Below are 25,122 nucleotides of genomic sequence, written 5' to 3'. Positions count from 1 at the left end.
CATACCGTCGTTAATCCCGAATGGCGATAATTTCCGTATACTCAAATTCATTATCGCTGGGTTTCACCAGGGGATACTGTTGACCCAATCTAGAGAGGGAGTCAGCTTCACAGTTGGGTTTAGGAGAATGATAGACTAACACATACTCTTGTTGAATGCGATCGGTCATTTCCTCCTCAACTTCCCCTCTCCACTGGGTTTTACTCACCAATACCACAAGCTGAGAAGCCAGTTGGGGCAGCGCTTTCGCCACTTGCCGACGATACACCTCATCCAAACTGCCAAAGGGAGAATCCATCACCATCGGAAACGTGCTACTATCGGGCCCCAGATGCATTTGATCTTGGCTCCATTGCCGCACCCGATCCATAATTGCGCCAATAAAAGATAAACTCAGAATCTGATTTTCTCCCGTGGACGCAGCGACCGGCTGTTCAAATAAGGTACTCTTATCCAGTAAGCTTAACTCGTATTTTTCACTCAGTTGGGGAGCATAGGGAGTAAACGAAATCTGCTGAAAAATCTCCTGCACTCGCCGTTCCAACTCTAGACGAAACTCCGTATCCAAGCGATTTTTCATCTCCTTAATGCAGACCATTGCCTCACCCGTAACCTGAATCCGTTTTTGCGCTAACTGCTGTTTCTTCTCCTTCGATTGATGCTTAGAAACTTGCTTATCTTTTTGAGCAATATCACCCTCTAATATCTGAATTTTCTGTTCATTAGACCCCGTTTCTCGCTCCAACTCACTCATCCGAGATTCAGTTTTATCCAAGCGCTTCTGCAAGTTTTGAATATCCAAATCAGGATAATTTCTCAGCTTAGATTTAACCGTATCGAATTGAGTTTCAATTACTGATAACTCTTGACGCTTTTCATTCATCTCATCGCGCAGTGAATTCAGAGTCTTCCAGAATGACTCTGCCTTATTTTCCAACTCCGACACCTCCCCCAACAACCTCAAGGCACTTTCCTCCACATCTCCCACCCCTGACTTATTCATCCATTGCGCGACTAAAGTATAAGCCTGACTGCCTTGGGCTAAATGGGTTCCACAAATACATTTTTGTTGGGCGAGTAAATCTTGGACAAACTGCTGTTTAATTCCCCTAGGTAACTCTCCCCGGTGGCGTAACTGTTCCATTAAACCCCTAAATTTTTCAATGGCTGAGGGTAAAAATACGGTATAGGCTTGATTAGAAATTTCTCGCTTTAGCTCTGATTTAATTTGCTTTAAGCGCTGCCTTAAATCTTGTTGTTGCTTCTCCAAATCTGCCCGGCGCTGTTGCAGTTCTTCCGCTCCACTGAGGGCACGCAACTCGTTGTTTAGCTCTTCTTTAATCTGAGTATGGGAATTTAATTCTTGAGCAATTTCTGCTTGGCGATCGCTCAAACTTTTCCGTTTTTGCTCCAATTCATCTTTTTCCCTTAATAACTGTTTCGTTTGTGGGTCACCAATACTCCCTAATTCACCTTCAAAACTTTTCTGAGATTCCTTCAGATGTCGCAGGGCGCGATCGAATACTTCTACCCCTAACAATTCCTTCGTCGCTTCCGCAATTTCCCCCTTTTTCTCCTCCCGTCCCCAAGACTCAATCCGCTCCCCATCAAAAAAGAAATATTGATGTAAACTACTAGGCAAAATGCGCCCAATGACCTCATCTAGGGGCTGATCGGTTAAGCGCCATCGGCCATCATCTCCCGATACCCACATGGAACATTCAGTTTTACCATATTCGACCGTTTTTCCTCGATTATAAGCTCGGCAAAGTCGCTTGACCCGATAGCGCTGATAATTATGTTCAAACTGCAATTCTACAGAACATTCAACAGCTTTTCCCTCTTCCACTTCCGAGAGAGCGCGTTTATTGACCAATTGATCTGGAGCTGCAAAGGCTGCTGTAAACCGTTCATATAACACCCAAGTAAACGCATTCAGCAGCGTAGTTTTTCCTGCTCCATTATTCCCATGAATGATAGTAATATTTTGCTCTCCACTGGCAAAATTAACTTCTGGCGTTTTCCCATAAAATTGCCGGAAGTTACCCAATCTAATTGATAGTAATTTCATTCGCGTTCCCCTGATTCAATTGAAAATTAAAAAAATAAAAATTAAAAATCATTAATTACGGTTTGCCTATTGCCTCCCGACTCCCTACCAAGGCTCTCTCACTTCTTCCTGAATAATCTTGAGGATATCATCATTAATATTGCGAGGACTAGACAAATGTAACTTATCTTTTTCTACTTGCAAAACCCGTTTCACCACCTGTTGCACTTCTGGGGAGGATTGTTTGAGAGGTTCTAAAACTGAGTCATGGGTTGAAGAGGAGTCCGTTGAAGCGGTTTTATATCCCGATTTCTTGGCGGCAAAAATCCGGGAAATCCGTCCCATAAAACCATTGGAATAACTGACACTCATAAGCACTCACTACAAGATTCTTCCTAATTGTACCCAATCTTACAGATCGAGAAGTCCGTATTCTTTTTGAAGTCCTAATAATTGCCGGCGAGCTTCTCCCGCATTATCGGCTAAGTCGGCAAACTCCACAAATCGCTGTAACTCTTTCCTGAGTAGGTTCCGTTCTACGTCCCAGGTTTGTCGATCTAAAGGGGGAGGAACGACAATCATATCAAATAAGGTGGCCCGTTGTTTACGGGGATGGGGGCGCAAAATTCGCCCGCGACGTTGGATAAATTGCCGGGGGTTGCGACTGCTGGCAAGAATGACTGCGGTTTGAATGGCGGGAATATCGACTCCTTCATCTAAGCAGCGCATGGCAATTAAGCCTTGCAGCTCTCCTCGTTCAAATTGGTGACGCAGGGTTTCCCGTTGGGATAGGGAGGTGTGGGCGGTATAGGTATTGACTCGATAGCCCAATTCTACCCCTAAGAGTTGGGTAACGGCGGCAATTTGCCGATCTGAAGTGCTGGTTTGGGTTTCGGCGGCTCCATCGCCACAGTAGAAGAGGGTGTGGCTGGTGTGTAGGCGAGGTTGCATAATGGCTCGCAGTTGATCGAGTTTCTGTTGGGCATTGGCAATTAATCTAGAACGCCGGATCAATAAGGTTGTTAATCTCTCATTGTCTTCTAATTTCTCCCCCGCAGACAAGGCCCAACCAATACGGGTGGTTAATTTTGCATATTGATAGGCTTCTGTTTCCGTTAAATGCACCAACACCGGATAATACAAATAATGGACGAGAGCGCCTTGGTCAATGGCATCTTTTAAGGTGAGTTCCGGGGGAATCACCGGGCCAAAATAATTAAAAATGGCCTCTGTTCCGGTGTGATCGAAAAACCGTTCTGGTGTGGCAGAAAGGGCTAACCGCAGTCCCACTTGGGCGGGTAAACTCTCTTCTAATTTGGCTGTTCCTAGGTTATGGGCTTCATCTCCGACAATCAAGGTTTTGGAGGGAAAATAGGGTAATTGGGACTGAAACCCATTCCCCATTAAGGTGGAATTGGTGGTAATCACACAGAGAAAGGGTTGCCTTTTAGCTTGGACGTTATACAGTTGTGTGGATAGCTCTTGTTGCCAATGACGTACACTTTCAAAGGCTAAAATGGGAACCATGCCAAAACTCTGGCATTCTCGCCCCCATTGGGCTACTAAATGACGGTAGGGACAAACTACAATTAAGGCTTGTAAATCAATGCATTGATAGAGTTCTGTTACAATGGCTAAAGCGGTAATGGTTTTACCGCTTCCGGTGGCCATTTTCAGGGTTCCCCGTCCTTGATTGGCAAACCAATTCTTCACCGCTTGCTGTTGATAGGGGCGCAGTTGAATAGAATCGGGCAGACGGGGAAACATGAGCAATAAAAATTTAATTTTGATCTTCGATCAATTGATTGTTTTGAATAATACTTTAACTTATTTTATCAGGAAAAGGTAGAGTATGAGTAGGATTTCAGTGATTATTCCAGTTCTGAATGAAGCGGATCGAATTTTGTCTACTGTAGCTAGGGTGAAGCAAGGCAAAGAGGTGGAGATTATTGTGGTGGATGGAGGGTCTACGGATGGGACGGTGGAGTGCTTAAAACAAGAGGGCATTGAGGTCATACAAACGAGTCCGGGACGGGGACATCAAATGAATGAGGGGGCGAGAAAGGCGAGGGGAGATTATTTATTGTTTTTACATGGAGATACTCAGTTATCTGCCGATTATGACCGATGGGTAGGGGATATTTTGCAGCAACCGGGGGTGGTTGCGGGGGCGTTTGAGTTGGCGATAGAGGGGGAAAACTGGGGCTATCGGGTGGTGGAATGGGGGGTGAGGTGGCGATCGCACCTATTTCAACTTCCTTACGGAGATCAAGCCATTTTTTTATCCCGTGCCACCTTCGAGCAGGTGGGAGGATTCCCAGAGTTACCGATTTTAGAGGATTGGCGCTTAATTCAAGCGCTGAAATCATGGGGAAAAATTGCGATCGCTCCCCTTCCCGTGGTTACCTCTGCTCGACGTTGGCAAAGATTAGGCATTTGGCGCACTACTGCCATTAATCAAGGGGTGCTAATTGCTGCTTTTTTGGGCGTAGATCTGCATCAAATTGCCCGTTGGTATCGACAGAAGCAATTAAAAATTAAAAATTAAAAAACTGAGGAATCCAATGCTAATTCAGCGATCGCGTCTGGGTTTGTCAAGTGAGGATTTAAGTATCACTCACTATTGTTATCTATCATCGTATAAACAGTCAGCCTGGTTGGAAGATACACGATCGTTGTTTAAAGTAAGTTCAACCATCTCACTTTTAACGTTGCTAAAAGAAACGTTCAGCGTGCAATTATTAGGATCGGGATCGGTTGCTTCTGCAAACTGCCACTGATAATCAACCCGTTCCCTCTGACTTTCGGGTTCTCCTAATTCCTGCAAAAGCTGTTCTAAAACAGCTTCAGCGTTCATACCTCTTTCAAAACGGGCTGCAATCTCTTTAAACTCAACCGCAGGAACAGGAGTGGTAATATCAACAGCGATACAGCGAGGATTGTTGTCTTCACAGTCCCTAATCTCATCAACATTCAAATTATCCAACTGGTCGTCAGAAAACTTTGCAGAGAGGAAATTGCCATGCTCATCTCTCCACGTATATGAGGAATAAAGATAGTTTATTTTCCCCGGACGACCGATAATTGTAGCGACTTCAGCGTAGCTCATCCCGTATTCGATTTGCTCGTTATAGCTTTCTACACGGTCGCTGAGGGGTGTTTCTTCAGTCTTGGGGAGCGATTCGTTAGTACAGTCATAATCTAACTGATGTACATCGCTTAACCCTGTTTCAGAAAGTTTTTGCAGGCGATCACGATATTCTCCTAATGTAGTTTGACTTTTAGGATAATCTGGGATGATATGATCGAGGATCGCGATCGCGCCCTCCCAATCCTCGATACAAATCGCCTGATTGAGTTGGTCAGTGGTATCGTCAAATTGACTTGGCGCTTCCTGACAACCCAGAAGTCCTAAGATTAAAATTCCCGTAAGGTACGGTTTCCAGTTCATCATTGCGTTTTTAGTAATTGATAGTTTTTCTAGCTATAATGGCGAAAAAGCTGATCCCGCACATTTTACAGAACTTCGCGCTGGAGTGCGGTGAAGATTTCGGATAGGGGAGCAGTAGAGATCATGACACTCGGATAAACGGCACTTCCCCAATGGGGGTGAACAATGGCGGCACAGTCGCCGTTTTTTTCGATGGGATATCCTAGAGTAGCATGAACGGCAGGAACATCGCTATGGTGAAGGGTTCCGGGAGAAGATCGGCGAGGATATCCGGTGCGCGGATCGAAGACATCGGTGACATAACCGCGATCGCCTAATGAGTCTGCCACTAAGTCCGACCATCGGATAAAATTTTCCCAAAGTATTTGTTTTTCGGCTTCGACTTCTGGAGAAATTTCAGTTAAGGACATCTGCGCTTGTTGCAGGAAAATAATTACCGATACAGGATCTTTTTGCCAACTGGGTAATAACTCCTGAAGATGTTCCTGAATATAAGCGCTTGGGGGATGAATGGAGATTTCCACCCCAAAGGTTTGGTTGTTGCGTGTTACCGTTAGGGTGTGAGAAGAGTTCATATCAAGTCCGGATAAAGGGTGAAGAAGCGGGCAAGATGCCCGCACTCCTCTAATCCCTTGATATTACTGGAGTGGGAGCGTCTCGCTCCCTAAATTTTTAATCATGGTATTTCCGCTTCGCGGACATGAACAATCGGACTTGATATCATAGATGAGGCAGCATGAAATTAGAGATCAGATACCAAGGGTAATCGACGAATACGAATACGGTTTGGCTCAACTGTAACTGCTGCTCCTTCTGTCAACTCTTGCTCACATTCTGCAATTACCATAAGCAATAAATCGCTCATTGCTTTAGCACGTAATCTTTCCATCCGAATACGAATCACTGAGGGAGAGGTGGCTTCATCAAGCGCGAGTAAACTGTGGAAATCTGCATCAAGAGTAGCCACTATATATCCCTCTTCTTTAGCTTTTTGGATAATTTCAGCATCTTCAGCTTCACACATTCCCATTTCACTAATATGGATCGCCTCAATACTTGCCTCACGTAATAATGCTGCTGTTAAGAGTGGCAATCCTTGATCAAGCAACAGTTTCATAAGAGTTGGGAAGTTCAATGATGCGATCATCAAGGTAAGAAGAGGCAAAAATGAGAGCTTGTCGGATATCTTCTTCCTCTAGTTGGGGAAACTCTCGATAGAGTTCTTCCCGATCTGGATAAGTTGCTAGTAGTTCAATGACTCGACGAACGGTAAGGCGAAGATTGCGAATACAGGGTTGACCATTCATCCGTTTGGGATTGCTGGTAATACGGTCTAATTTCATTGAGAGTACCCAAAAAATGGTGCAAACTTAGGGTGATTATAGCTCAGAGAGCGATCGCCCCATAAGCTATAGCTAGTCTAAATGAGTTGTGCAACAGGAAATGCCCTCTCCCTAATCCCTCTCCCACGGGAGAGGGACTTCTGCTCCCCTTCTCCCTTCGACTTCGCTCCCTTCGACTTCGCTCCCTTCGACTTCGCTCCCTTCGACTTCGCTCAGGGCAAGCAGGGCAGCGCCCACGGGAGAAGGGGCTAGGGGATGAGGGCAACCCTTTATCAAATCAAAGCCTTTTTCACTTCGGTCAGAAACGCCAAAGAATTAAACTCTGACTTCCCATTCATATGCTTAAACAAAGACAACTTACCCACCGAATAATCCCCAATAATATTTTGATAGGGATCGAGCTTTAAACTAATATTTCGTGTTGCTTCATAACGAGAAAAATGAAACAGGGTCAAATACTGTAAAATATCATGTTTTAACTCCCCTTCATGGAGCAATCCTTGATAAATCACTTCATTATCCAAAATTCCATTATAGGTATTTAACAGGGTAGCATAGGAAATGACTCCATTATAAAAGCGCTCGTCATCTTTCCCTACTTTCAGCCCATTAAACAAATTAAAAAACACCACAGCTTGCTGACTCGGATCGTTCACCAACTGGGTTAACTCGCGGATATCTTGGACATACAAAGATTTGGGTTTTAGATTCATAGAAGAGCGCACATAATATTTATCAAAAAACATCGGATAAATAAGAATATCCGGGTTATTATCTCGTAGACAACGAATCAGCGATCGCGACATAAAAAACAGGCGATCCTCTTCAACCGTCATATTTAAGCTGCTGGTATAGGGCGCTTTGGCAATATAAACAAAATGCCGATATCCTTGCTGATAGAGTTCTGTTATTTTATCTCGGAGAACTAAGGGATTCTTAAACAGTTCTGAGCGTGAATAAGAATCAGCAAAGGTACTTAAACAATTAATCTCTATTCGAGCATCTTGCCGACGAGTAACGCTCACTACTTCTCCCATTAAATTAGATAAATGCTGCTCCTTATCCGTTTGATAATGGGCATCAGTTTCGCGACTGGAGACCACAATAATAGCTAACTTTTCTAATTGAGGCGTTTCCTCTCGGTTATCAAAGGAGAAAACTTTAGGCAGTCGAGAATAGAGAGAACTGAGACCATTTCTGGTTTTATGAATATTGTTTGTTTTAATATCAAAGCCTTGGAAGTTAGCCAGTATTTTCTCTTCATTCAGCAAATGGGAGACAGTAACCGACAAATTCAGCATGAATTCTTCCAGGGGGGATGAATTGTTTTTATTGGTTAAATGAAAGCGGACAATAGGAATAAATAGGTTTTCCCGATTGGGGAGATAACTGGCTAACTGTTGAACGACAATGTAGAAGAGCAGCGTAAAGGTAAAGCGATACAAAAAAGCTGGTTGATGATCTAAGTTTTGATTCGCTTGTGTATCCACCTCGAATAAGACAAGCTTCCGATTTTTTAACGTGCTATATTCTTGAGAAGCACGACATTTCCTAGGCATGAGCAGCACCGGAAAACTCTGGAGACGCTCCAGATTATAGCTCATAGAAAAAGATTGAGAATCGCTCGTTTCGGCATAGCGAATATCTTCTATCTTTATGGTAACCGGTAATTGGCAGAAAATATCCGGATTGACTGCTGCTTCTCCCAGAGCTAAATACTGAAGACACTGTTTTGGGTTGCCTCTTAAAACTTCCTTAAACACAGTCGAGCGCTGCAAAATCTGATCGACATCTGTTTCTAATAACGTCTTCCTCACCCCCACATGAATACACTGTTCATCAGCCGGTAAAACCCTTCTCTGTTTTAAGGTCTCTTTGACTAATTCGACCAAGCACTTGATTTTTTTCTTAGTCTTAAATTGCTCTAATCCTCGGCGAATTCCTCGTAACAGACTGACTTTTGCCTCATCGTTATCTCCTTGCAGTGTCCCTAAAATTTTCGCTTCAAAACGACTGACTGGATCGTAGTTTAACTCATCAGTATAATTATATTCTTCTGCCTCTGGATCGCAATCGGAGGCAAAAATGAAGAAATATAAAAATGCGACTTTGAAAATCTTTTCTAGACCATATTGACTCCGAGCTACAGCCTGATTTTCTTCTCGGTCTAGATCGAGCAAACTACAGTAATAATCAAAAGCATTTTCGCCGCCCTGATTTTGCACTGGGCCATTGAATTTTAGTTTCAGTCCAAAAATAAATTGTCTTCTGTGATGGAGGGGATCTGTCGTTTCGCCTAAGTAGCCTTCAATGATGGGAATAACAGGTAAAATATCTAAGGCTTCTGCACGAGAGAAGAGTGGGCGAAAATTGACAGGTTTTCCTTGATAAGAAAATGCATATTCTGCGTCCGCTTTATTGGGATCGGCAATATAATCATTCAAGGCTTTCAGACGACGAATCAAATCCCTGAGATAAACGACCTCTGGATGTTTGGAAGCATTAATATTTTGCTCTAAATATTCTAAATACTGAATTTTTGCTGCTTTTTTCAGTTGTCCCAAAACTTCCGTATCCATGAGCCGCTTTAGCCGATCCAGATCGGAATTTTCTTCTCTGATGAGATCGGTGAGAACATCTTCTAGCTCGCCTTGCTGTTCATCGGTTTCAGGATGAAGCTGTTCAGAGAGATAACGCCTCAATTCTTCGGGTAAATGCTGGTCAAACCGATCCGCACCATCGACGGTGATGGTTAACTTATGAAATTTAATTGAGCCAGGGGATTGAATCTGTAACCGTTCTTTTTGTAAGCCCGTATAAGCGGTAAAGGGATAACTTAAATCTAAACGGGGCGCTGAATTCTGAAAGGTGGAGAAATCCTGAAGTAAACTGGACAAAAAGGCGCTGGTTTCTAAGTTTTTTGCCCTTAAGCTCAATTGCAGTTGCTCTAGGAGTGCTTGTCTAATGGCTCGAATTTGATCGGGAAATTGGGTAGCGCAGGAGGGGCTAAAATTGACAGTAGCAGCACGAACCCCCCGATCTGAACCGAGGATCGGATCGGTGAGGTTTTGCTGGGCTATCTGATGAGCGATCGCCTCCAGATTAACCAGCAAACGTCTAGAATCATCGGAAACTCGAAATAAACCGGGCTGATTGGCGATCGCCTGTACAATGCGATCGAGGATGTCTCTATAATCTACCCTGGGGAGACTCTCATTGTTTTCCTGGAACCGATTAACCATCGTAATCTAAATTACTTCCGATTTCGATTATACGATCGCCTCGGCCCCCTTACAACCAACCTTCATACCCATCAAACTGCGGCAAACAGTTCAGAAAAGCTTTTTTCTGCGGCTTGTTCCTGGGTGACAATTTCCACGATTTTATTCCGAGACTCTGGACAGAATAGGGCTTCTACACAGACTTGAGCCACTTTCTGACGAGGAATAGTGCCTTCAAATAGGGTATCAGCCTTGGACATGACGATCGCCTGGGTATTGTCTTCGTTTTTTAATCCCCCAGGACGGACAATGGTGTAGGGTAAGCCACTTTTCATCAGATACTCTTCACCCTGTTTTTTCCACCATAAGACTAACCAAAACAAGTTCAGAGGATGGAAAAACTGGGACACACAGAGGGAAGACACCACCACTAACTGTTCAATTTGCTTGTCTTTGCACACTTCTACCAGGTTTTTAATCCCTTCATAGTCTACCTGATAGGGGCCCGTGGGGTCTAAACTCGGTCTTGCACCGAGAGCGCTTAACACGACGGTGCTATCGCCTAATGCTTGTTTGAGACTGTCTCGATTGAGCAAATCCCCAGTCACCAACTCTACTTCATCGGGGAGAATGGAGCGAGCTGCTTGCACATCGCGCACCAAGGCGATCGTCGGAATCTCGCGCTTAACTAGCTCGTGAACAATCCGTTTTCCGGTCTCTCCAGTTGCTCCAGCTACAAATGCTTTCATCGTTTTCCAGGTTTTTAAGATTTCTCTACAAATATTAACATTACAGGCTAGACCTTGGTTTTATAAGGGTTTTCAGACCTCAGTCGATCCAGATCTCTGCCAGGGTGTGATCTGGATTATAGGAAAATAAAGGTAGATTTGTACACTAAAACATAGATCAACTTGATTCACCCAATTGAGCTAGAAATCGGAGATCAAATCATTTGTAGGATTGAGTAAATCTGCTGGTGATAATTCCTATCCCAGCAGCCAATTGTCCAATTATGGGGATAGTTCAGAATCATGAAGCTTCAATCGAGTTTAGAAACCTACCAAAATTCATCGGATGTAGTTTTGGGCGCAGTTCCAGAGTATACTTCCTTGGAAAATGCGGGACAGGAAGAGAGCCTTAAGGAACCGTTCCAATTTTCTACCTTAGCTCAAGGAAAACTATTATTTAACGCTCATCCCCAAATGGTTGCGGACTATCTCGACGATCATCAGGGATGGTTTTGCCGTTGTGCTTCTCCCATGAAAGTCCGGCAAATTGCGAAGAATGGCTATGCGTTAATTATTGGTCAATTCGGTGCATTTGGCTATGATGTGGAGCCGAAAGTGGGCTTAGAAATGAAACCCCAACTGCAAGGGGTGTATACCATTGAGTCTATTCCTATCCCAGATGATGGCATGGATCTGGGATATGAGGTAGATTTTCGCTCTTCTATGGAGTTGGTGGAAGCATTGGATCGGGTAGGCGAAGAGGGAGCGATGACCTATGCCCAATGGACATTAGACTTAAAAGTTAAGGTTCACTTCCCCCAATTTATTCATGCTCTGCCCCAAGGCTTGATTCAAAAAACGGGCGATCGCCTCTTAGCCCAAATTGTCCGTCAAGTTTCCAATTGTCTCAATCATAAAATTCTCAAGGATTTTCACCACACCTACGATCGCCGTTTTCCCCGTCAACCGAAAAATGGGTAATAGGCAAAGTGACCAGTAGGGTGGGCAGTGCTGCCCACCTTACCTATAGGGGTTTTTAAGAGAACATTTTCTCTAAAATCCGGTTAACAATTTCTAGACCGGTAAAGGCTTGCCAAGCAAACAAACCGACTAAAATCGTATTCAGGGTAATGTGGCTATAGCGAGCCAAATCATTGCCTTTTTGCATCCAAGGGGTAAGGGCAGCCGAAATCGAAATTACCCCAGTCATGGTTAAACCGACGATTAAATGGGGCCCGACAAAGAGCTTACCATTATTAATGTAAGTAACCGCCATTCCGCCTAGGGTTCCCATTACCATGAGGGCGAGAATAATGGAACTGAGTTGATGGTGTCTGGCGTTAAATTTTCCTTTGATTAATTCTTTTTTTGCGTCACCGGTAGCGCTGCGGGTTTCGCGAATCTTGAAACCGAGATACATGCTATAGAGGATCAGGGCTAATAAAACCCACATTAAAAAGGGATGGAAGAACTGACTCCATAGTTTAATGGATTCTGGAATTTCCATGGGTGTCTCCGTGAGAAGTAGTTTACAAAACTTAACTTATCACAAAATGGGGGTGCGAGCATCTTGCTCGCTGGCTATATCTAGTCTAAAGGGCCGTTAATCTGAGCTTGGAAGCCGTAGACTTGGCGACTGCCGACAAAGGGGACAAGGGTGACTTCTCGTTCATCCCCTGGCTCGAACCGGACGGCGGTTCCGGCGGGAATATCCAGGCGCATTCCTAGGGCCCGATCGCGCTCAAAGCTCAGAGCCGAATTGACTTCATAAAAGTGGAAATGGGAGCCGACTTGAATCGGTCGATCACCCAAATTGGCTACGAAAAGGGTCACCGTGGGGCGATCGCCATTCAGTTCAATTTCTCCAGGCTCAACCAACAGTTCTCCAGGAATCATAAGACCTTACCTCACGAACGAATGGGATTATGAACCGTGACTAATTTTGTGCCATCGGGAAACGTCGCTTCCACTTGCACTTCCGCTAACAATTCACCAATGCCATCCATCACCTCTTCTTGGCTTAACAGGGTTGTCCCCAATTGCATCAATTCTGCCACCGTTTTTCCTTCCCTAGCTCCTTCCAGAATGGCTGATGAAATATAGGCCACCGCTTCCGGATAATTCAGCTTCAGCCCTTTTTCTTTCCGTCTTTCTGCCAACATCGCAGCCGTAAAAATCAATAACTTATCTTTTTCTTGGGGGGTGAGTTGCATAATCCCTAAGCCAGTTAACCTACCTTTTTTTATAGCATTTATTGACAATTTTATCCCAAAATGGCAAAATAAGATAGACATGCTACATTGGCCAAACTCTAGGCCTCAACCAATTCTCTTCTCCATGAGCTTGGCACAAAATCCGCCAAACCCCCATAAATAAAGACTTTCCCTCTTCAGTCGAATTTCCTCGATAGCGACAGAGCAAGCCATCGGGCAGTCGAGTCACGCCAACGGAAAACTTTTTTTCAGAACCCGGAAAAACAGCGCGGATGTCTTCTAGGAGCGATCGCCCGATCGCCCCTCCCAACCAACAGAGCGACCCCACCACCGGATAGCCTCCCAAACCATAATCAGCTCCTAAACCCCCCTCCTGGGTCAAACTCCCCTGGGAATCAATCCAGAGGGGCATTCCCTGCCGGGTGACCTGGGTTCGAGAGCGCCAGTGTCCGCGATCGAAGCCCTCCCCTAGGGCAGTGCGCCCCAACCTTGTCCACTCCCAGCAACACCAAATCGCACCAGGAGACAACTCCACCTCGACCTCTTGTTGATAGCGAGCGCCATCAAACAAAATCGTCTCTAAAGGAAACCAAGTTAACCTCGCCCCCGGCTCAATCCTTATCCGTACCTGAGTTTGAGCCATCTCTCCCCCAGAGCGATACACCTTAGTCGCCGCAGGAGTCGTCCAGAATACAGACGTTTCCGGCATCAGATGCAAAGACACAGAAAGGCGATCGCCCCCCACCATCCCCCCCGCCGTATGCAAAAGAACACTCTGGCAGTTTTGCGATCCCAGAGGGTAAAATGGACGTTGTAGCTTCAGAGGCGCAACCATCTCCTCAACCACGGGATAAGTTCGGCCAGAGGACAACCGATACTGAACCGACAACTTCCCCTGCCATTGAGTAGACTGAACATTCAATCTTGATTGTGTAGAATCAAGCATTTACCTATTGCCAACCGCGATCAAGACCAATCAAAGGGATCTTCGAGTAACATTTAGGTCGAGAATCTACCTTAAAAATCTCCAAAACTTCCCAACTAGACCCCAATAGTTAGATATCCTAAAAATAGGGATCTAACCCTTGGCTAGGCTCGATCCTATCATGACCGATGACCGATGACCCATTATCAGCGCCCAGCGCTGTAATTGCTGACGAACTCAAGAAGTATGGCAGAATCTGAATTTATCGACCTGACCATGATCCCCCAGCCTTCCCTACTCTCAGTAGCCTGGAATCAAACCTCAGTGGCCCTGGGCATTATTGACCAAGACACAACCTTAATTTCTCTTAATTATGCCTATGCCCGACTCCATCAGGCTACCGTCAGGGATTTAGTCGGTAAACCTCTCAAGAGCTTTTTTCCCTGGGATCTCAGCCAAGTCAATCTAAAAGAAATTCTCCCCAAACGCGATCGCCAACACTATACTTGGACACTCCAGCATTCTCCAGTCCAGTCAGTTAATGTCGAGATTATCCCCTTATCCCCACCTGCAAAACGCTGGCTGATTCAACTGACCCCTCAATCCGCCCCAACTGAGGAAGCAAAAGATCAACGCCAAATCCAAAAACTGGCCATCAATCTTCCTGGAGTTATCTATCAATTTCGCCGCTCTGCCGAAGGAAAAGCCAGCTTTCCCTACATCAGTCCCAGTTGTTTCCAGGTATTTGGATTTGATGGAGCCATGATTCAACAGGACGCAGATCTGATCTTAGACCGGGTACATCCAGAAGACCAACCCCATTTTCAAGACACCATTCAACAGTCAGCCGACCAACTCGCCCCTTGGAAGTGGGAAGGCAGATGGTTGCATCCTCAAAAAGGAATGTGCTGGCTACAAGGCGCTTCCCAACCCACCCTAGAGAGCGATGGCAGCATCATTTGGGATGGGCTACTTATGGATATTAGCGATCGCAAACAAATAGAAGCCCAGCTTCAAGAAAGCGAAGCTCGCTACCGGATCATGACCGAAAAAACGCGAGACTTAATCGCTCGTTATAGTCCCCAAGGGATTTGTTTGTATGCCTCCCCCGCTTGTGAAAGCTTACTCGGTTATACCCCCCAAGAGCTGCTCGGAACCCACGTCGAAGACTTATTCCATCCCCAAGATTTACAAAGCTTACAAAAAGCCGGTCAACGGCTTCTCGATCCCACCGATATTCGTACCCTAACCTATCGCATGGCCCATAAACAGGGTCATTATTTATGGTTTGAAACCACCATTGGTCGCTTATACGATCCCCAAACTCAGGAACTGCAAGAACTGATTACCGTTTCTCGCGATATTACCGAGCGCCAAGATACCCAAGCCGGCTTTGAAAAACAGGCCGAAAAAATCACGAAAATCTTAGAAAGTATCAGCGATTCCCTATTAACAGTCGATCGAAACAATCATATCACTTATATCAATCTCCAAGCTCAACGGCTTTTATTTCCAGAACATAAAAAAGTTTTAGGACAACCTTTATGGGATTTATTACCAGAAGTTTGGCAAAAAATATTAAAACCCGAATGTAACCAAGCGATAGTTGAGCAAAAAGCCCAGCATCTAGAAACTTTTAATTCCAGTTTGTCCGGGTGGTTAGAAGTAGGGATCTATCCCTACACAGAGGGATTATCGATTTCCATCCGCGATATTTCCGAGCGCAAACAAGCAGAAGCAGCTTTATTGGAGCGATCGCAACTGTCTACTTTAGCGGCTGAAGTAGGAAAAACCCTGGGACAAGGAGGAGATTTACCCGCCCTTCTAGATCGCTGCACCCAAATTTTAATTGACCAACTCGGAGCCATTGGCGCTAGAATTTGGACATTTGATGCCCAAACACAAATGTTAGAATTACAAGCCTTATCCGGGCCGATTACCCTCACCGATCCCCTACAGGCTAGAATTCCATTAGGCATTTCCGTGATTGGCTTTATCGCTACCCGCCAACAGGCTTACTGTACCAATCAGACTGCCAATGATGTCTGCATTGGCGCTCCAGCTTGGATTTCTGACCACCATATTCAAGCCTTTGCCGGATATCCCTTAATTGTGGAAGAGCGACTGCTGGGAGTATTAGCAGTCCTCGGCCGCCATCCCTTCAGCGAAGAACTCTATCAGATGTTAGCCTGGATTTCCGATGCGATCGCCCTGGCCATTGACCGTTCTTGGGCCAGAACCGAATTAATTAGTCGTCGAGAAGGCTTATTATTTGGGTTAGCCAGTCAAATTCGTAAATCCTTAGACCTCAATACCATTTTAGATACCGCCGTCCATGAAATTCGCAATCTTTTGCAAATCGATCGCTGTCATTTTCTCTGGTGTATTTTACCTGGAAAAGAGACTCAAATCGACCATCCACCAATTCTCACCATTACCCATGAAGCTCAAGAGCGAGATTTGCCCACCTTATTAGGAGAGTATTCCATTGCTGAAATAGATGAGTTGATAGAAAAATTTCAGTCTTTGGAAATTTTCCGCATCGATGATACCCGCATCAATAGCGAGGAACATCCCTATCATCAAGAGTTATTAGCTCAATTTGGTATTACCTCACAATTATTGGTTCCCCTGCAAACCCACACGGGTCAATTAGGGGCTATATTGTGTAGTCAATGTCACAAATCACGAGTCTGGACGGAGAGTGAGGTCGATCTGTTGCGAGCGGCCTGCGACCAACTGGCGATCGCCATTGACCAATCCGAACTCTATACCCAAACCCGTGCCGCAGCGTTTCATGCCCAAGCCCAAGCCCAACAATTAGAACAAACCCTGAAGAAACTCAAGCAAACTCAAGCCCAGTTAGTACAAACAGAAAAAATGTCGGGTTTAGGGCAAATGGTAGCAGGAATTGCCCATGAAATTAATAATCCCGTGAACTTTATTAATGGCAACTTGCTACACACCAGTAATTATATTGAAGACCTCTTAGGACTCTTAGACCTCTATCAGCAACACTATCCAGAACCCGATGAAGAAATTGCAGAGGAAGCCGAAGAAATTGATATCGATTTCCTTCGGGAAGATTTACCCAAAATGCTAGAGTCAATGCAAGTTGGAGCCGATCGCATTAGTCAAATTGTACTATCTCTGCGGAACTTCTCCCGGTTAGATGAAGCGGAAATGAAACGGGTTGAAATTGATGAAGGAATTGATAATACGTTGCTAATTTTGCAGCATCGCCTGAAAGCGAAAGGCTCATTTGGTGGCATTGAAATCATTAAAAACTATGGAGAGCTACCCAAGGTTGAATGTCATGCCAGTCAGCTCAACCAAGTGTTCATGAATATTATTAGTAATGGGATTGACGCTCTAGAAAATCGAGACGATCCAAGACAAATTACGATTACAACCGAAATGGGAAAACTCGATGATTGGAAGGTTCCCCATGTGGTTATTCGCATTCAAGACAATGGCCAGGGGATGGCAGAAGAGGTGAAACGCCGATTGTTTGATCCGTTTTTTACGACGAAACCCGTAGGTAAAGGAACTGGCTTAGGGATGTCTATTAGTTATCAGATTGTGGTGGAAAAACATGGAGGGTTCATTGATTGTTTTTCTGAACCCGGAAAAGGGACTGAATTCGTGATTAAAATTCCCATCAAGCCATTAGGGAATAAGGAATAGAAAAGTTTTAATCAGTCTCTGGTTTGCAGACTGGAAATTATGCTATAATGAAGAATGGTGTCTTTAGAACAGAGGTGAATAAATTACCCATGGCTAAAAAGGGTATGATTGAGCGGGAAAAGAACCGTCAACGATTAGTACAGAAGTATGCTCAAAAGCGCCAAGAGTTAATTGAGCAGTTCCGTAAAGCTGACGATCCAGGGGAGAAGTTTGAGATCCATCGTCAAATCCAACGTCTGCCCCGCAATAGCGCTCCTAGTCGTTTGCGTAATCGCTGTTGGGCGACCGGTCGTCCCAGAGGATATTACCGCGATTTTGGCCTATCTCGCCATATGATTCGGGAAATGGCTCACGAGGGACTCTTGCCCGGTGTAGTCAAATCCAGTTGGTAGAGGAAGATAGGGATTGCCAGACAATCCCTAGCCTTGGCCGCAGCACGTATCAATACCTAGACTTTGGAGTAATAAATCGCTAACTGCATTGGCGATCGCAAATTCGCCATAAAAGCTTTCGGAAAAATCAAATCCCTGCATTTCAGTGACAATCGCAATTACCAGGGAACCCAAATCCGTTTCCCCTTCCAATCGATGTCGTACATAAACTTGGGTGGCTCGTTGGGCAATCTCATGATTGACTGGTTCCGGTAGAAACTCTCGATCGAGCCACTGATGCAGGTTTTTCTGTAACCATTTGCCCTCCTGTTGGGCATCTTCAGCCAGAGGTAGGGTAATGGGTTGAATCGGTTCAGTCATAGAAGTTCATGGTAGCTCTGCTGTTACCTTCAGATTGATGCATTATAATAAACTATTATGGATTATGATATCCCCTTAATTATTGACGGGTATCGCCAAGGCTTGTTCTTGATGGCTGATGATGAGGATGAAGAAGGTTCCTCAACTCTAGGCTGGTATTCGAGTAATGCTCGTACCCTAATCCCCCTCGACGATCGCTTCCGATATCCGAAATCCCTGCAACGAGTTCTGAATCAAAACCGCTTTTCCGTTGCCATTAACCGCGATTTTGAAGCCGTTGTCGAAGGGTGTGCCGATCGCCCCTCCACCTGGATTTCCCCAGAACTGAAAACCATTTATTACGCTCTCCACCGCGCTGGATGGGCCCATAGTTTTGAAACCTGGCAAGAGGATACTCTAGCTGGAGGCATTTTAGGCCTGGCTATTGGGGGAGCGTTTATTGGGGAATCCATGTTTTTTCGCATTCCCGATGGTTCTAAAGTAGCCATGGTTAAATTAGTGGAGTGGTTGCGCGATCGCCACTTTCTGCTTTTCGACGCGCAAATGATGAATCCCCACTTAGCCCGATTCGGCGCTTATATCATCACAAATTCAGAGTATCAAAAGTTACTCAAAAACGCGATACAACAGCCTTGTTTATTTTCCCCTTGATGCCCAATCCTAACTCCCAGGTCTCACCGCTTAACTGACCCGTTTTTCTAGGGGAGTACATTGGCAAATCAGCTTCAGGATCGCCCGGTCTTCAAACCGTTGGGCCAACTCTAGAATGCGATCGGCAAACCGGGAATAACCAGGATTCAAACGTTTGAGCCGCCAACTTTCTTCCTCAATCACCTCAATATCCCCAATTTGAGCCGCCTGATATAGGGTCATCAGTTCATGACTCGGAGGAACCTGGGAAGCATCTAAAGGAGCGTCTGCTGAGGGTTGAGAATCTGAAATCTGACCTTCCCTAAAATTTTCCCGATCCGTAGGATTAAGTATCCGATGCATACTTTCCAAAACCTGATGACTACAGGTTTCAATCATGCGTAAGTGAGAGTGTTGTTGTGGTGTTAGATCTGACTCGCTATAGAGCATTTGCACATGACCTAAAATACCATGCAAGGGCGTGCGAATCTCATGATTGAGACGATCGATCCAGGTGAGTTGTAGGGGTTGGTAATCGGCGATCGCAGAAAGGAAATGACCCTGTTCTTCTTGGGGCTGAATGTCTTGGAATTGATCGGAAACTTGTAGATGGGTTTCTAACCGCGATAATAATTCTTCGGCTTCAAAGGTGTAGAGTATATAATCGATTTGATGATCGCGATAAAAAGAATAATGATCCATTAAATCTTCTAGGGTGGTCATTGCCAGCATCGGAATGGATTCATTGACAGCTTGACGACATAAGGACTCGATGCCAGCGAGATCGGCTGGATGCTCACCCCGGCGATCGATCAAGATTAAATCAGGGGGATCTTTCAAGGTTTTGGTAGATCTTCCCTGTCTATAGGATAGGGTTTGGACTGGATAACCACTCTCTTGCAAAAGAGCTAAGAGGGTTTCTAAATCGCTTAAAATATTGTAGACCACTAAAATACGTTGTTCGCTAGTCAGCATGGTTTTAAACTCCTTTATTAACTGCACTTATTTTTCGGACAAATCACCCGCCAAATGAGTTTGAATTTGATTGATGTCTTGGGTCAACTGTGAGAGTTGTTCCTGCCCTTGAATGACCAGAGTTTCTAAGGTGGTAACCCGTTGCTCTAGGGCTGCGTGCTGTTCGGGGGTGGGTTGATTGGAGGGCAGTGCCCCCTGTTCGACACAGCGAACCATAAAGCTGATAAACGCTTCTGTCGCTGTCGTTTTGCCACAAACGGCTTTGAAGTCTTTCCAGAGCTTTTCGTCGGTCTTAAAGGTGACTAACTTGCGTTTGGAAGTCATGGCACAGCATCTATACACCATCTATATGATAGCATAGGTGAATTGCTATGGGTCATAACTTATGGGGCTTCCTCCATCTCCCCATCTCCCCATCTACATTGGTGGCATGATAGCTTCGATCTAAGCGTTGCGGATTTTCATAGTCGGTGAGAGCTTGTTGCCAAATGGTGTAACCCTGGTGACTCAGGTGAATGCCATCGGTGGTCAAGTGGCGATCGAGGTTGCCTTGGTCGTCGGTAAATAGGGGATAGAGATTGAGATAGGTGGCTCCTTGTTGATGGGCGATCGCCGCTAAATGCCCATTGAGGTGACGAATACGCTCATTAGGAATAGCGGCTAACCGGGTGGGTAATAGGGACTGGAGAACGATTTCTGAGCGGGGATGGTTTTGACGCAAGGTTTGCACCAGGGTGCGCCAGTTTTGCATAATCACCTCATCGGTGACTCCCTGACGTAAATCATTAATCCCAGCTAGGACAAAGATGCGATCGGGTTGGGTGGGGTTGAGAAAATGCAACCGTTTGAGAATGTGCCGGGTGGCTTCTCCGGACACACTTTGATTGAGCCATAATTTGCCTGGGGGGAGTTGGTCATGGGGAAACCAGACGCTGAGGGAGTCTCCCACTAAGACATTGAGGCGATTTGTTCCTTGACCGGTGGCGATCGCCTTAGCTTCTAGCTCTAATAACCCTTGCCATTGTTGATGGGTGGGGTGTTGGGTGGCTTTTGCCCAGCGATCGGCAAAACTATCAGCAGGCAGACGAGTATAGATTTGACCCGCTTGCAAGGCTGCTAGTCGTTGTTGATAGAGTTGCATTCCCGATACCGGTCGCCAAGGAAGGGGCGCAGGGGCTTTCGGGAGTTGAGGAGAGAAGGAAGGGAACGGCTCAAATTGATTTAAATCTGACTTAGAGACCCAAGTTTCCACAGAGCTAAACCGGGGTTGAAACTCATCAACCTTGGGCAAATCGTCCAACACTTCTTCAACGATTTGTGCCCAAGACTGTTCAGAGAATGCTTGGGGTACGGGAGGATCTAGTTCATCAATTTTGGGAACGGTGAGAAGTCCGTCGCCCAGATCGGCTACTGTCCCTTGGGCCAGTAGACTGAGGGCCAATAAACCATGGTGACTCATAGCAGCAGATACGAACAACACTTTTCTCTTTCTTTGACAGCGTTGAGTATCCGAGTCAGGATAAGTTGCTTTTTAGGTCGGCCAGCAGCCGAAACGTCTTCTCTACAGTTCCTCCCATACCCAATGAACGGTTGACTATCGAGGGTTGACAAGCAACAGTGGCGATGATCGAGCGCTAAAACGATTTAACGTCTTTTCTCGCTTTTTCTGCTTCCTCTGGATGAATCCCCAAACGGGTAAGATTGATGCGTCCTCGATTATCAATTTCACGGACTTTAACAATCACTTCATCACCGACAGCGACCACATCTTCGACTTTACCCACTCGTCGATCTTCCAACTGGGAAATATGGATCATCCCTTCTTTACCGGGAAATAATTCTACAAATGCGCCAATGGGAATAATGCGAGTGACTTTACCCAGATAGACATCCCCTGCTGTGAGGGTTTTAGTCATGCTTTCAATCAGGTACTGGGCTTGTTGGGCTTTTTCGGCATCCAAGCTGTAGACCATGACCGTGCCGCTATCCTCGATATCGACTTTGGCTCCGGTTTGTTCGGTAATGCCTTTGATGGTTTTTCCTCCAGGGCCAATCACCAAACCAATTTTTTCTGGGTCAATTTTGAAACTAATTAACCGAGGAGCATAGGAGGATAAACTTTCGCGAGGGGTGCTGAGGGTAGAGAGCATGTTTTCTAGGATATGTAGCCGAGCGGGTTTGGCTTGTTTGATGGCATCCGCAATTATGGTTACGGGCAATCCTGTGATTTTCATATCCAGTTGCAGGGCGGTAATTCCGGAGTCTGTACCGGCTACCTTAAAGTCCATATCACCGAGAAAGTCTTCGATCCCTTGGATATCGGTCAGGATGCGGACTTCATCTCCTTCTTTAATCAGACCCATGGCTGCCCCACTGACGGGCTTCAAAATGGGGACACCGGCATCCATGAGGCTCAGAGTTGAACCACAGACCGATCCCATGGAGGTGGAGCCGTTGGAGGAGAGGACTTCGGAGACGACCCGAATCACGTAGGGGAAGTCTTCTTTTGGCGGTAATATGGGCATGATGGCCCGTTCTGCGAGAGCGCCGTGGCCAATTTCCCGACGACCGGGCGATCGCATGGGTTTGGTTTCTCCCACAGAGTAGGGAGGGAAGTTGTAGTGATGGATATAGCGTTTTTGGGCATCGGGATGCAGGTCATCGAGTTCTTGAGCATCGCCGGAGGTTCCCAGGGTAACGATGGACATCACTTGGGTGAGGCCTCGGTTAAAAAGGGCGCTACCGTGAACCCTGGGAGGTAAGAGTCCCACCATGCAGGAGATGGGGCGGACTTGATCAAGTTTGCGCCCATCGACGCGCACTCCCTCATCCACAATTTGCTGACGCATGAGTTTCTTGGTCAAGCTTTTGAAGGTTTTGCCGATCGCCTTCTCATCGGCTTCTGCGGCTTGACGAATGGGGTCATCTTCAGCTAATTCGGCGATCGCCGAGGATACTTCGGTTTCTTTAATTTCGTCCAGGAGTCGATCGCGGCTGGGTTTATCCAGGTCGTATTGGGAGAGAACCCCTTTAATTTTCTCCGTGGTGCGATCGCTAATAAAATTGGTCAAGGTGGGGTCTTCTGCTGGCGGTTCTTCGGTGACTAAATCGATGCCCATTTCCGCCATTAATTCCCGTTGGGCATTAATTAAGTCACAAACGGCTTCATACCCAAAATCGATCGCCTCGATGATATCTTGTTCCGGGAGTTGATTTGCCCCTGATTCCACCATAATCACGCCATCGGGAGAGCCAGCTACCACCAGGTCGAGGTCGCCATTTTCCACTTCTGTATAGGTGGGGTTAATCACAAAATCATCGCCCACTAAGCCTACCCGCACCGCCGCCATGGGCCCGTTAAAGGGGATTTTGGCTAACATCACGGCTAGAGATGACCCCGTGACGGCTAAAATATCGGGGGGAACCCGGTCATCCATGGACAGGGTAGTGGCTACCACTTGAATATCATCCCGTAACCAGGAAGGAAATAGGGGACGCAGGGGGCGATCGATTAAGCGACTGGTTAAGATGGCTTTTTCTGACGGTTTTCCTTCTCGCCGCAAAAATCCACCCGGTACTCGTCCCGCAGCATAGAGTCGCTCTTCATAGTCAACCAGTAGGGGTAGAAAATCGATTCCTTCCCGTGCTTCGGCACGAGTTGCCGTGACTAATACTGCTGTATCTCCCGATTGGATCAGAACTGAACCACCAGCTTGAGGCGCAAGAATTCCCACTTTGAGCCGAATATCCCGTCCGTCAAAGGATATTGACTTGTCTATCTCTACCATGCAATTCGTTACCTTTTATTGACACTTCTTTTCGTTTCTTCTCTGTGGCAATCCTAACATTGTTGTTTACCCGATGGTGAGAGCGATCGGGTTTTTGGCTCTTTTAGCCGGGAATACAGGGAAGCCAATTTCCTATTATATCAAGGTTTAAGCGGGTTGGGAAGGGCGGGGAAGATTATAGCGACTCTCTTGGTTGTGGGATGAGGAGGCGATCGCCCCAACTATCATAAAATAGAGTATCAATCTGACTCAACTGCTCCGTGACACGCCAACCCCACGACCAATTTGCCAAGCAATACCTCAAAGAACTGCTTGAACCCCTGGGAACAGTGGAAATTAGCCGAGAAATTTCAGGGGAAACCCTGCAAATCGATCTGATTTTCCAGCCATCCCCAGAACCCCCAAGTAACCCTCCAGCATTGGGTTTACTCTCTCAATTAGCGGCTAAACCTTGTTTATTAGAACCTTATCGCAATTGTCCGAGTCACTCAGAGATTCGCAGTTGTATTCTCAAACTTTTCTATGTTCATGGAGAGCTACAGCGTCAAGCTAAACGGGAAAAACCGACTCTTGAAGAACAACAATTGCCTCAATTATGGATTTTAACGCCAACAGCATCTAAGAAGCTATTGGAAGAATTAGGTGCTAAGGAGAATACTGAGTATGGCTATACAGGAGTCTATCGACTCGCACAAATTAACCAAACGGGGATTATTGCCATTAATCAATTGCCAGAAATCCCAGAAACCCTATGGTTAAGGATGTTAGGGAAAGGAGGAACACAGAAAAGGGCAATTCAGGAAGTGCTGGAATTACCCAGAGAAGATCCTCAACGGCGAAATATATTAGAGCTAGTGGGGATATGGCGAATTAATGTAGCCACTAAAATAGAACTAGACGAAGACGATCAGGAGTTAATGATGGAATTATCACCAGCGTATATAAAATGGCGAGAAGATACCATTCAAGAAGGAATTCGACAAGGACTTGAGCAGGGAGTTCAACAAGGACTTCAACGGGGACTTCGACAAGGAGTTCAACAAGGACTTCAACAAGGACTTCAACAAGGACTTGAGCAGGGGGTTCAACAAGGACTTCAACAAGGACTTGAGCAACAGCGCTTGATGATTGAAGCGTTGTTAAGGACTCGCTTTGGTGAGTTGGATGAGGCGCTTTTGGGGATTATTGATGCTTTACTGAAGTGTCCTCCCGATGAGTTTATGCCTTTGTGTTTGAGTGCTTCTCGTGAGGAGCTATTGGAGCGGTTTGGGAGTTCTGGTGAGGCTGAGGAAAGTTGAGTGAAAGGCGATCGCCCCAACTATCATAAAATAGAGTATCAATCTGACTCAACTGCTCCGT

The 25,122-nt window shown here is 45.7% G+C and carries 24 protein-coding genes; 6 read left to right on the top strand and 18 right to left on the bottom strand.

Features of this window, described 5'->3' with window-relative positions; all coding sequences use genetic code 11:
* Positions 1-10 precede the first annotated feature (10 nt).
* The 3 genes from PMG25_RS03535 to PMG25_RS03525 all read right to left on the bottom strand — a co-directional run bounded on the left by PMG25_RS03535 (position 11) and on the right by PMG25_RS03525 (position 3,817).
* The gene (locus PMG25_RS03535; RefSeq protein ID WP_283765533.1) at positions 11-2,071 is read right to left on the bottom strand and encodes an AAA family ATPase; all 2,061 of its coding nucleotides are present in this window, start codon (positions 2,069-2,071) and stop codon (positions 11-13) included.
* An 84-nt stretch (positions 2,072-2,155) separates the two neighbouring features.
* The gene (locus PMG25_RS03530) at positions 2,156-2,422 is read right to left on the bottom strand and encodes a hypothetical protein (protein ID WP_283765532.1); all 267 of its coding nucleotides are present in this window, start codon (positions 2,420-2,422) and stop codon (positions 2,156-2,158) included.
* Between the two features lie 39 nt (positions 2,423-2,461).
* Positions 2,462-3,817, bottom strand: a complete 1,356-nt coding sequence (locus PMG25_RS03525) for a DNA phosphorothioation system restriction enzyme (RefSeq protein ID WP_283765531.1) — start codon at positions 3,815-3,817, stop codon at positions 2,462-2,464.
* Between the two features lie 85 nt (positions 3,818-3,902).
* Here PMG25_RS03525 and PMG25_RS03520 point away from each other — a divergent pair, with 85 nt between their 5' ends.
* Positions 3,903-4,598: a TIGR04283 family arsenosugar biosynthesis glycosyltransferase gene (locus PMG25_RS03520; RefSeq protein WP_283765530.1), complete on the top strand. Its 696-nt coding sequence runs from the start codon at positions 3,903-3,905 to the stop codon at positions 4,596-4,598.
* 78 nt (positions 4,599-4,676) lie between these two features.
* On the opposite strand, the gene PMG25_RS03515 is transcribed toward PMG25_RS03520, so the two are convergent.
* From PMG25_RS03515 to PMG25_RS03490, 6 genes are all read right to left on the bottom strand, one after another.
* On the bottom strand, positions 4,677-5,504 hold the full coding sequence (locus PMG25_RS03515) for a hypothetical protein (protein WP_283765529.1): 828 nt from the start codon (positions 5,502-5,504) through the stop codon (positions 4,677-4,679).
* Positions 5,505-5,566: 62 nt separating this feature from the next.
* Positions 5,567-6,076, bottom strand: coding sequence for a methylmalonic aciduria and homocystinuria type D protein (locus PMG25_RS03510; RefSeq protein WP_283765528.1), 510 nt, complete (start codon positions 6,074-6,076; stop codon positions 5,567-5,569).
* Positions 6,077-6,243: 167 nt separating this feature from the next.
* On the bottom strand, positions 6,244-6,618 hold the full coding sequence (locus PMG25_RS03505; protein ID WP_283765527.1) for a DUF5615 family PIN-like protein: 375 nt from the start codon (positions 6,616-6,618) through the stop codon (positions 6,244-6,246).
* Positions 6,602-6,844, bottom strand: coding sequence for a DUF433 domain-containing protein (locus PMG25_RS03500; protein WP_283765526.1), 243 nt, complete (start codon positions 6,842-6,844; stop codon positions 6,602-6,604). Before PMG25_RS03500 ends, PMG25_RS03505 begins: the two co-directional genes overlap by 17 nt.
* A 272-nt stretch (positions 6,845-7,116) precedes the next feature.
* Positions 7,117-10,086, bottom strand: coding sequence for a hypothetical protein (locus PMG25_RS03495; protein WP_283765525.1), 2,970 nt, complete (start codon positions 10,084-10,086; stop codon positions 7,117-7,119).
* Between the two features lie 71 nt (positions 10,087-10,157).
* Positions 10,158-10,814: an NAD(P)H-binding protein gene (locus PMG25_RS03490; RefSeq protein WP_283765524.1), complete on the bottom strand. Its 657-nt coding sequence runs from the start codon at positions 10,812-10,814 to the stop codon at positions 10,158-10,160.
* Between the two features lie 282 nt (positions 10,815-11,096).
* Here PMG25_RS03490 and PMG25_RS03485 point away from each other — a divergent pair, with 282 nt between their 5' ends.
* The gene (locus tag PMG25_RS03485; RefSeq protein WP_283765523.1) at positions 11,097-11,774 is read left to right on the top strand and encodes a DUF1997 domain-containing protein; all 678 of its coding nucleotides are present in this window, start codon (positions 11,097-11,099) and stop codon (positions 11,772-11,774) included.
* Positions 11,775-11,829: 55 nt separating this feature from the next.
* On the opposite strand, the gene PMG25_RS03480 is transcribed toward PMG25_RS03485, so the two are convergent.
* The 4 genes from PMG25_RS03480 to PMG25_RS03465 form a co-directional block, all read right to left on the bottom strand.
* Positions 11,830-12,300 carry a DUF4079 domain-containing protein gene (locus tag PMG25_RS03480; RefSeq protein ID WP_283765522.1) on the bottom strand — a complete coding sequence of 157 codons (471 nt, stop codon included), beginning with the start codon at positions 12,298-12,300 and terminating at the stop codon, positions 11,830-11,832.
* A gap of 80 nt (positions 12,301-12,380) precedes the next feature.
* Positions 12,381-12,689: an urease subunit beta gene (locus PMG25_RS03475; protein ID WP_283765521.1), complete on the bottom strand. Its 309-nt coding sequence runs from the start codon at positions 12,687-12,689 to the stop codon at positions 12,381-12,383.
* 11 nt (positions 12,690-12,700) lie between these two features.
* Positions 12,701-13,006 (bottom strand): urease subunit gamma, encoded by a 306-nt coding sequence (ureA, locus tag PMG25_RS03470; protein ID WP_283765520.1) that lies wholly within the window; start codon positions 13,004-13,006, stop codon positions 12,701-12,703.
* Positions 13,007-13,088: 82 nt separating this feature from the next.
* A complete protein-coding gene (locus PMG25_RS03465; protein ID WP_283765519.1) occupies positions 13,089-13,952 on the bottom strand; it encodes an urease accessory protein UreD in 864 nt (287 codons plus the stop codon).
* Positions 13,953-14,177: 225 nt separating this feature from the next.
* On the opposite strand from PMG25_RS03465, the gene PMG25_RS03460 reads away from it, so the two are divergent.
* Together PMG25_RS03460 and rpsN are read left to right on the top strand one after the other, a co-directional pair.
* Positions 14,178-17,618: a PAS domain S-box protein gene (locus PMG25_RS03460; protein WP_283765518.1), complete on the top strand. Its 3,441-nt coding sequence runs from the start codon at positions 14,178-14,180 to the stop codon at positions 17,616-17,618.
* Positions 17,619-17,707: 89 nt separating this feature from the next.
* A complete protein-coding gene (gene rpsN, locus PMG25_RS03455; protein WP_283765517.1) occupies positions 17,708-18,010 on the top strand; it encodes a 30S ribosomal protein S14 in 303 nt (100 codons plus the stop codon).
* A 27-nt stretch (positions 18,011-18,037) separates the two neighbouring features.
* Here rpsN and PMG25_RS03450 read toward each other — a convergent pair whose 3' ends face one another.
* On the bottom strand, positions 18,038-18,370 hold the full coding sequence (locus PMG25_RS03450; RefSeq protein ID WP_283765516.1) for a hypothetical protein: 333 nt from the start codon (positions 18,368-18,370) through the stop codon (positions 18,038-18,040).
* Between the two features lie 57 nt (positions 18,371-18,427).
* Here PMG25_RS03450 and aat point away from each other — a divergent pair, with 57 nt between their 5' ends.
* A complete protein-coding gene (gene aat / locus PMG25_RS03445; RefSeq protein ID WP_283765515.1) occupies positions 18,428-19,021 on the top strand; it encodes a leucyl/phenylalanyl-tRNA--protein transferase in 594 nt (197 codons plus the stop codon).
* Between the two features lie 30 nt (positions 19,022-19,051).
* On the opposite strand, the gene PMG25_RS03440 is transcribed toward aat, so the two are convergent.
* From PMG25_RS03440 to PMG25_RS03425, 4 genes are all read right to left on the bottom strand, one after another.
* Entirely contained in the window at positions 19,052-19,975 is a 924-nt protein-coding gene (locus tag PMG25_RS03440) for a histidine kinase dimerization/phospho-acceptor domain-containing protein (RefSeq protein WP_283765514.1), read from the bottom strand.
* A gap of 27 nt (positions 19,976-20,002) precedes the next feature.
* Positions 20,003-20,299: a hypothetical protein gene (locus PMG25_RS03435; RefSeq protein WP_283765513.1), complete on the bottom strand. Its 297-nt coding sequence runs from the start codon at positions 20,297-20,299 to the stop codon at positions 20,003-20,005.
* A 52-nt stretch (positions 20,300-20,351) separates the two neighbouring features.
* Entirely contained in the window at positions 20,352-21,455 is a 1,104-nt protein-coding gene (locus PMG25_RS03430; protein ID WP_283765512.1) for a GDSL-type esterase/lipase family protein, read from the bottom strand.
* A gap of 154 nt (positions 21,456-21,609) precedes the next feature.
* The gene (locus PMG25_RS03425; protein WP_283765511.1) at positions 21,610-23,763 is read right to left on the bottom strand and encodes a polyribonucleotide nucleotidyltransferase; all 2,154 of its coding nucleotides are present in this window, start codon (positions 23,761-23,763) and stop codon (positions 21,610-21,612) included.
* Positions 23,764-24,023: 260 nt separating this feature from the next.
* Here PMG25_RS03425 and PMG25_RS03420 point away from each other — a divergent pair, with 260 nt between their 5' ends.
* A complete protein-coding gene (locus tag PMG25_RS03420) occupies positions 24,024-25,061 on the top strand; it encodes a hypothetical protein (RefSeq protein WP_283765510.1) in 1,038 nt (345 codons plus the stop codon).
* Positions 25,062-25,122: the final 61 nt, after the last annotated feature.

This window comes from Roseofilum capinflatum BLCC-M114 (assembly GCF_030068505.1).
Taxonomy (GTDB): domain Bacteria; phylum Cyanobacteriota; class Cyanobacteriia; order Cyanobacteriales; family Desertifilaceae; genus Roseofilum; species Roseofilum capinflatum.
This window is presented reverse-complemented; position numbering and strand designations above follow the sequence as displayed.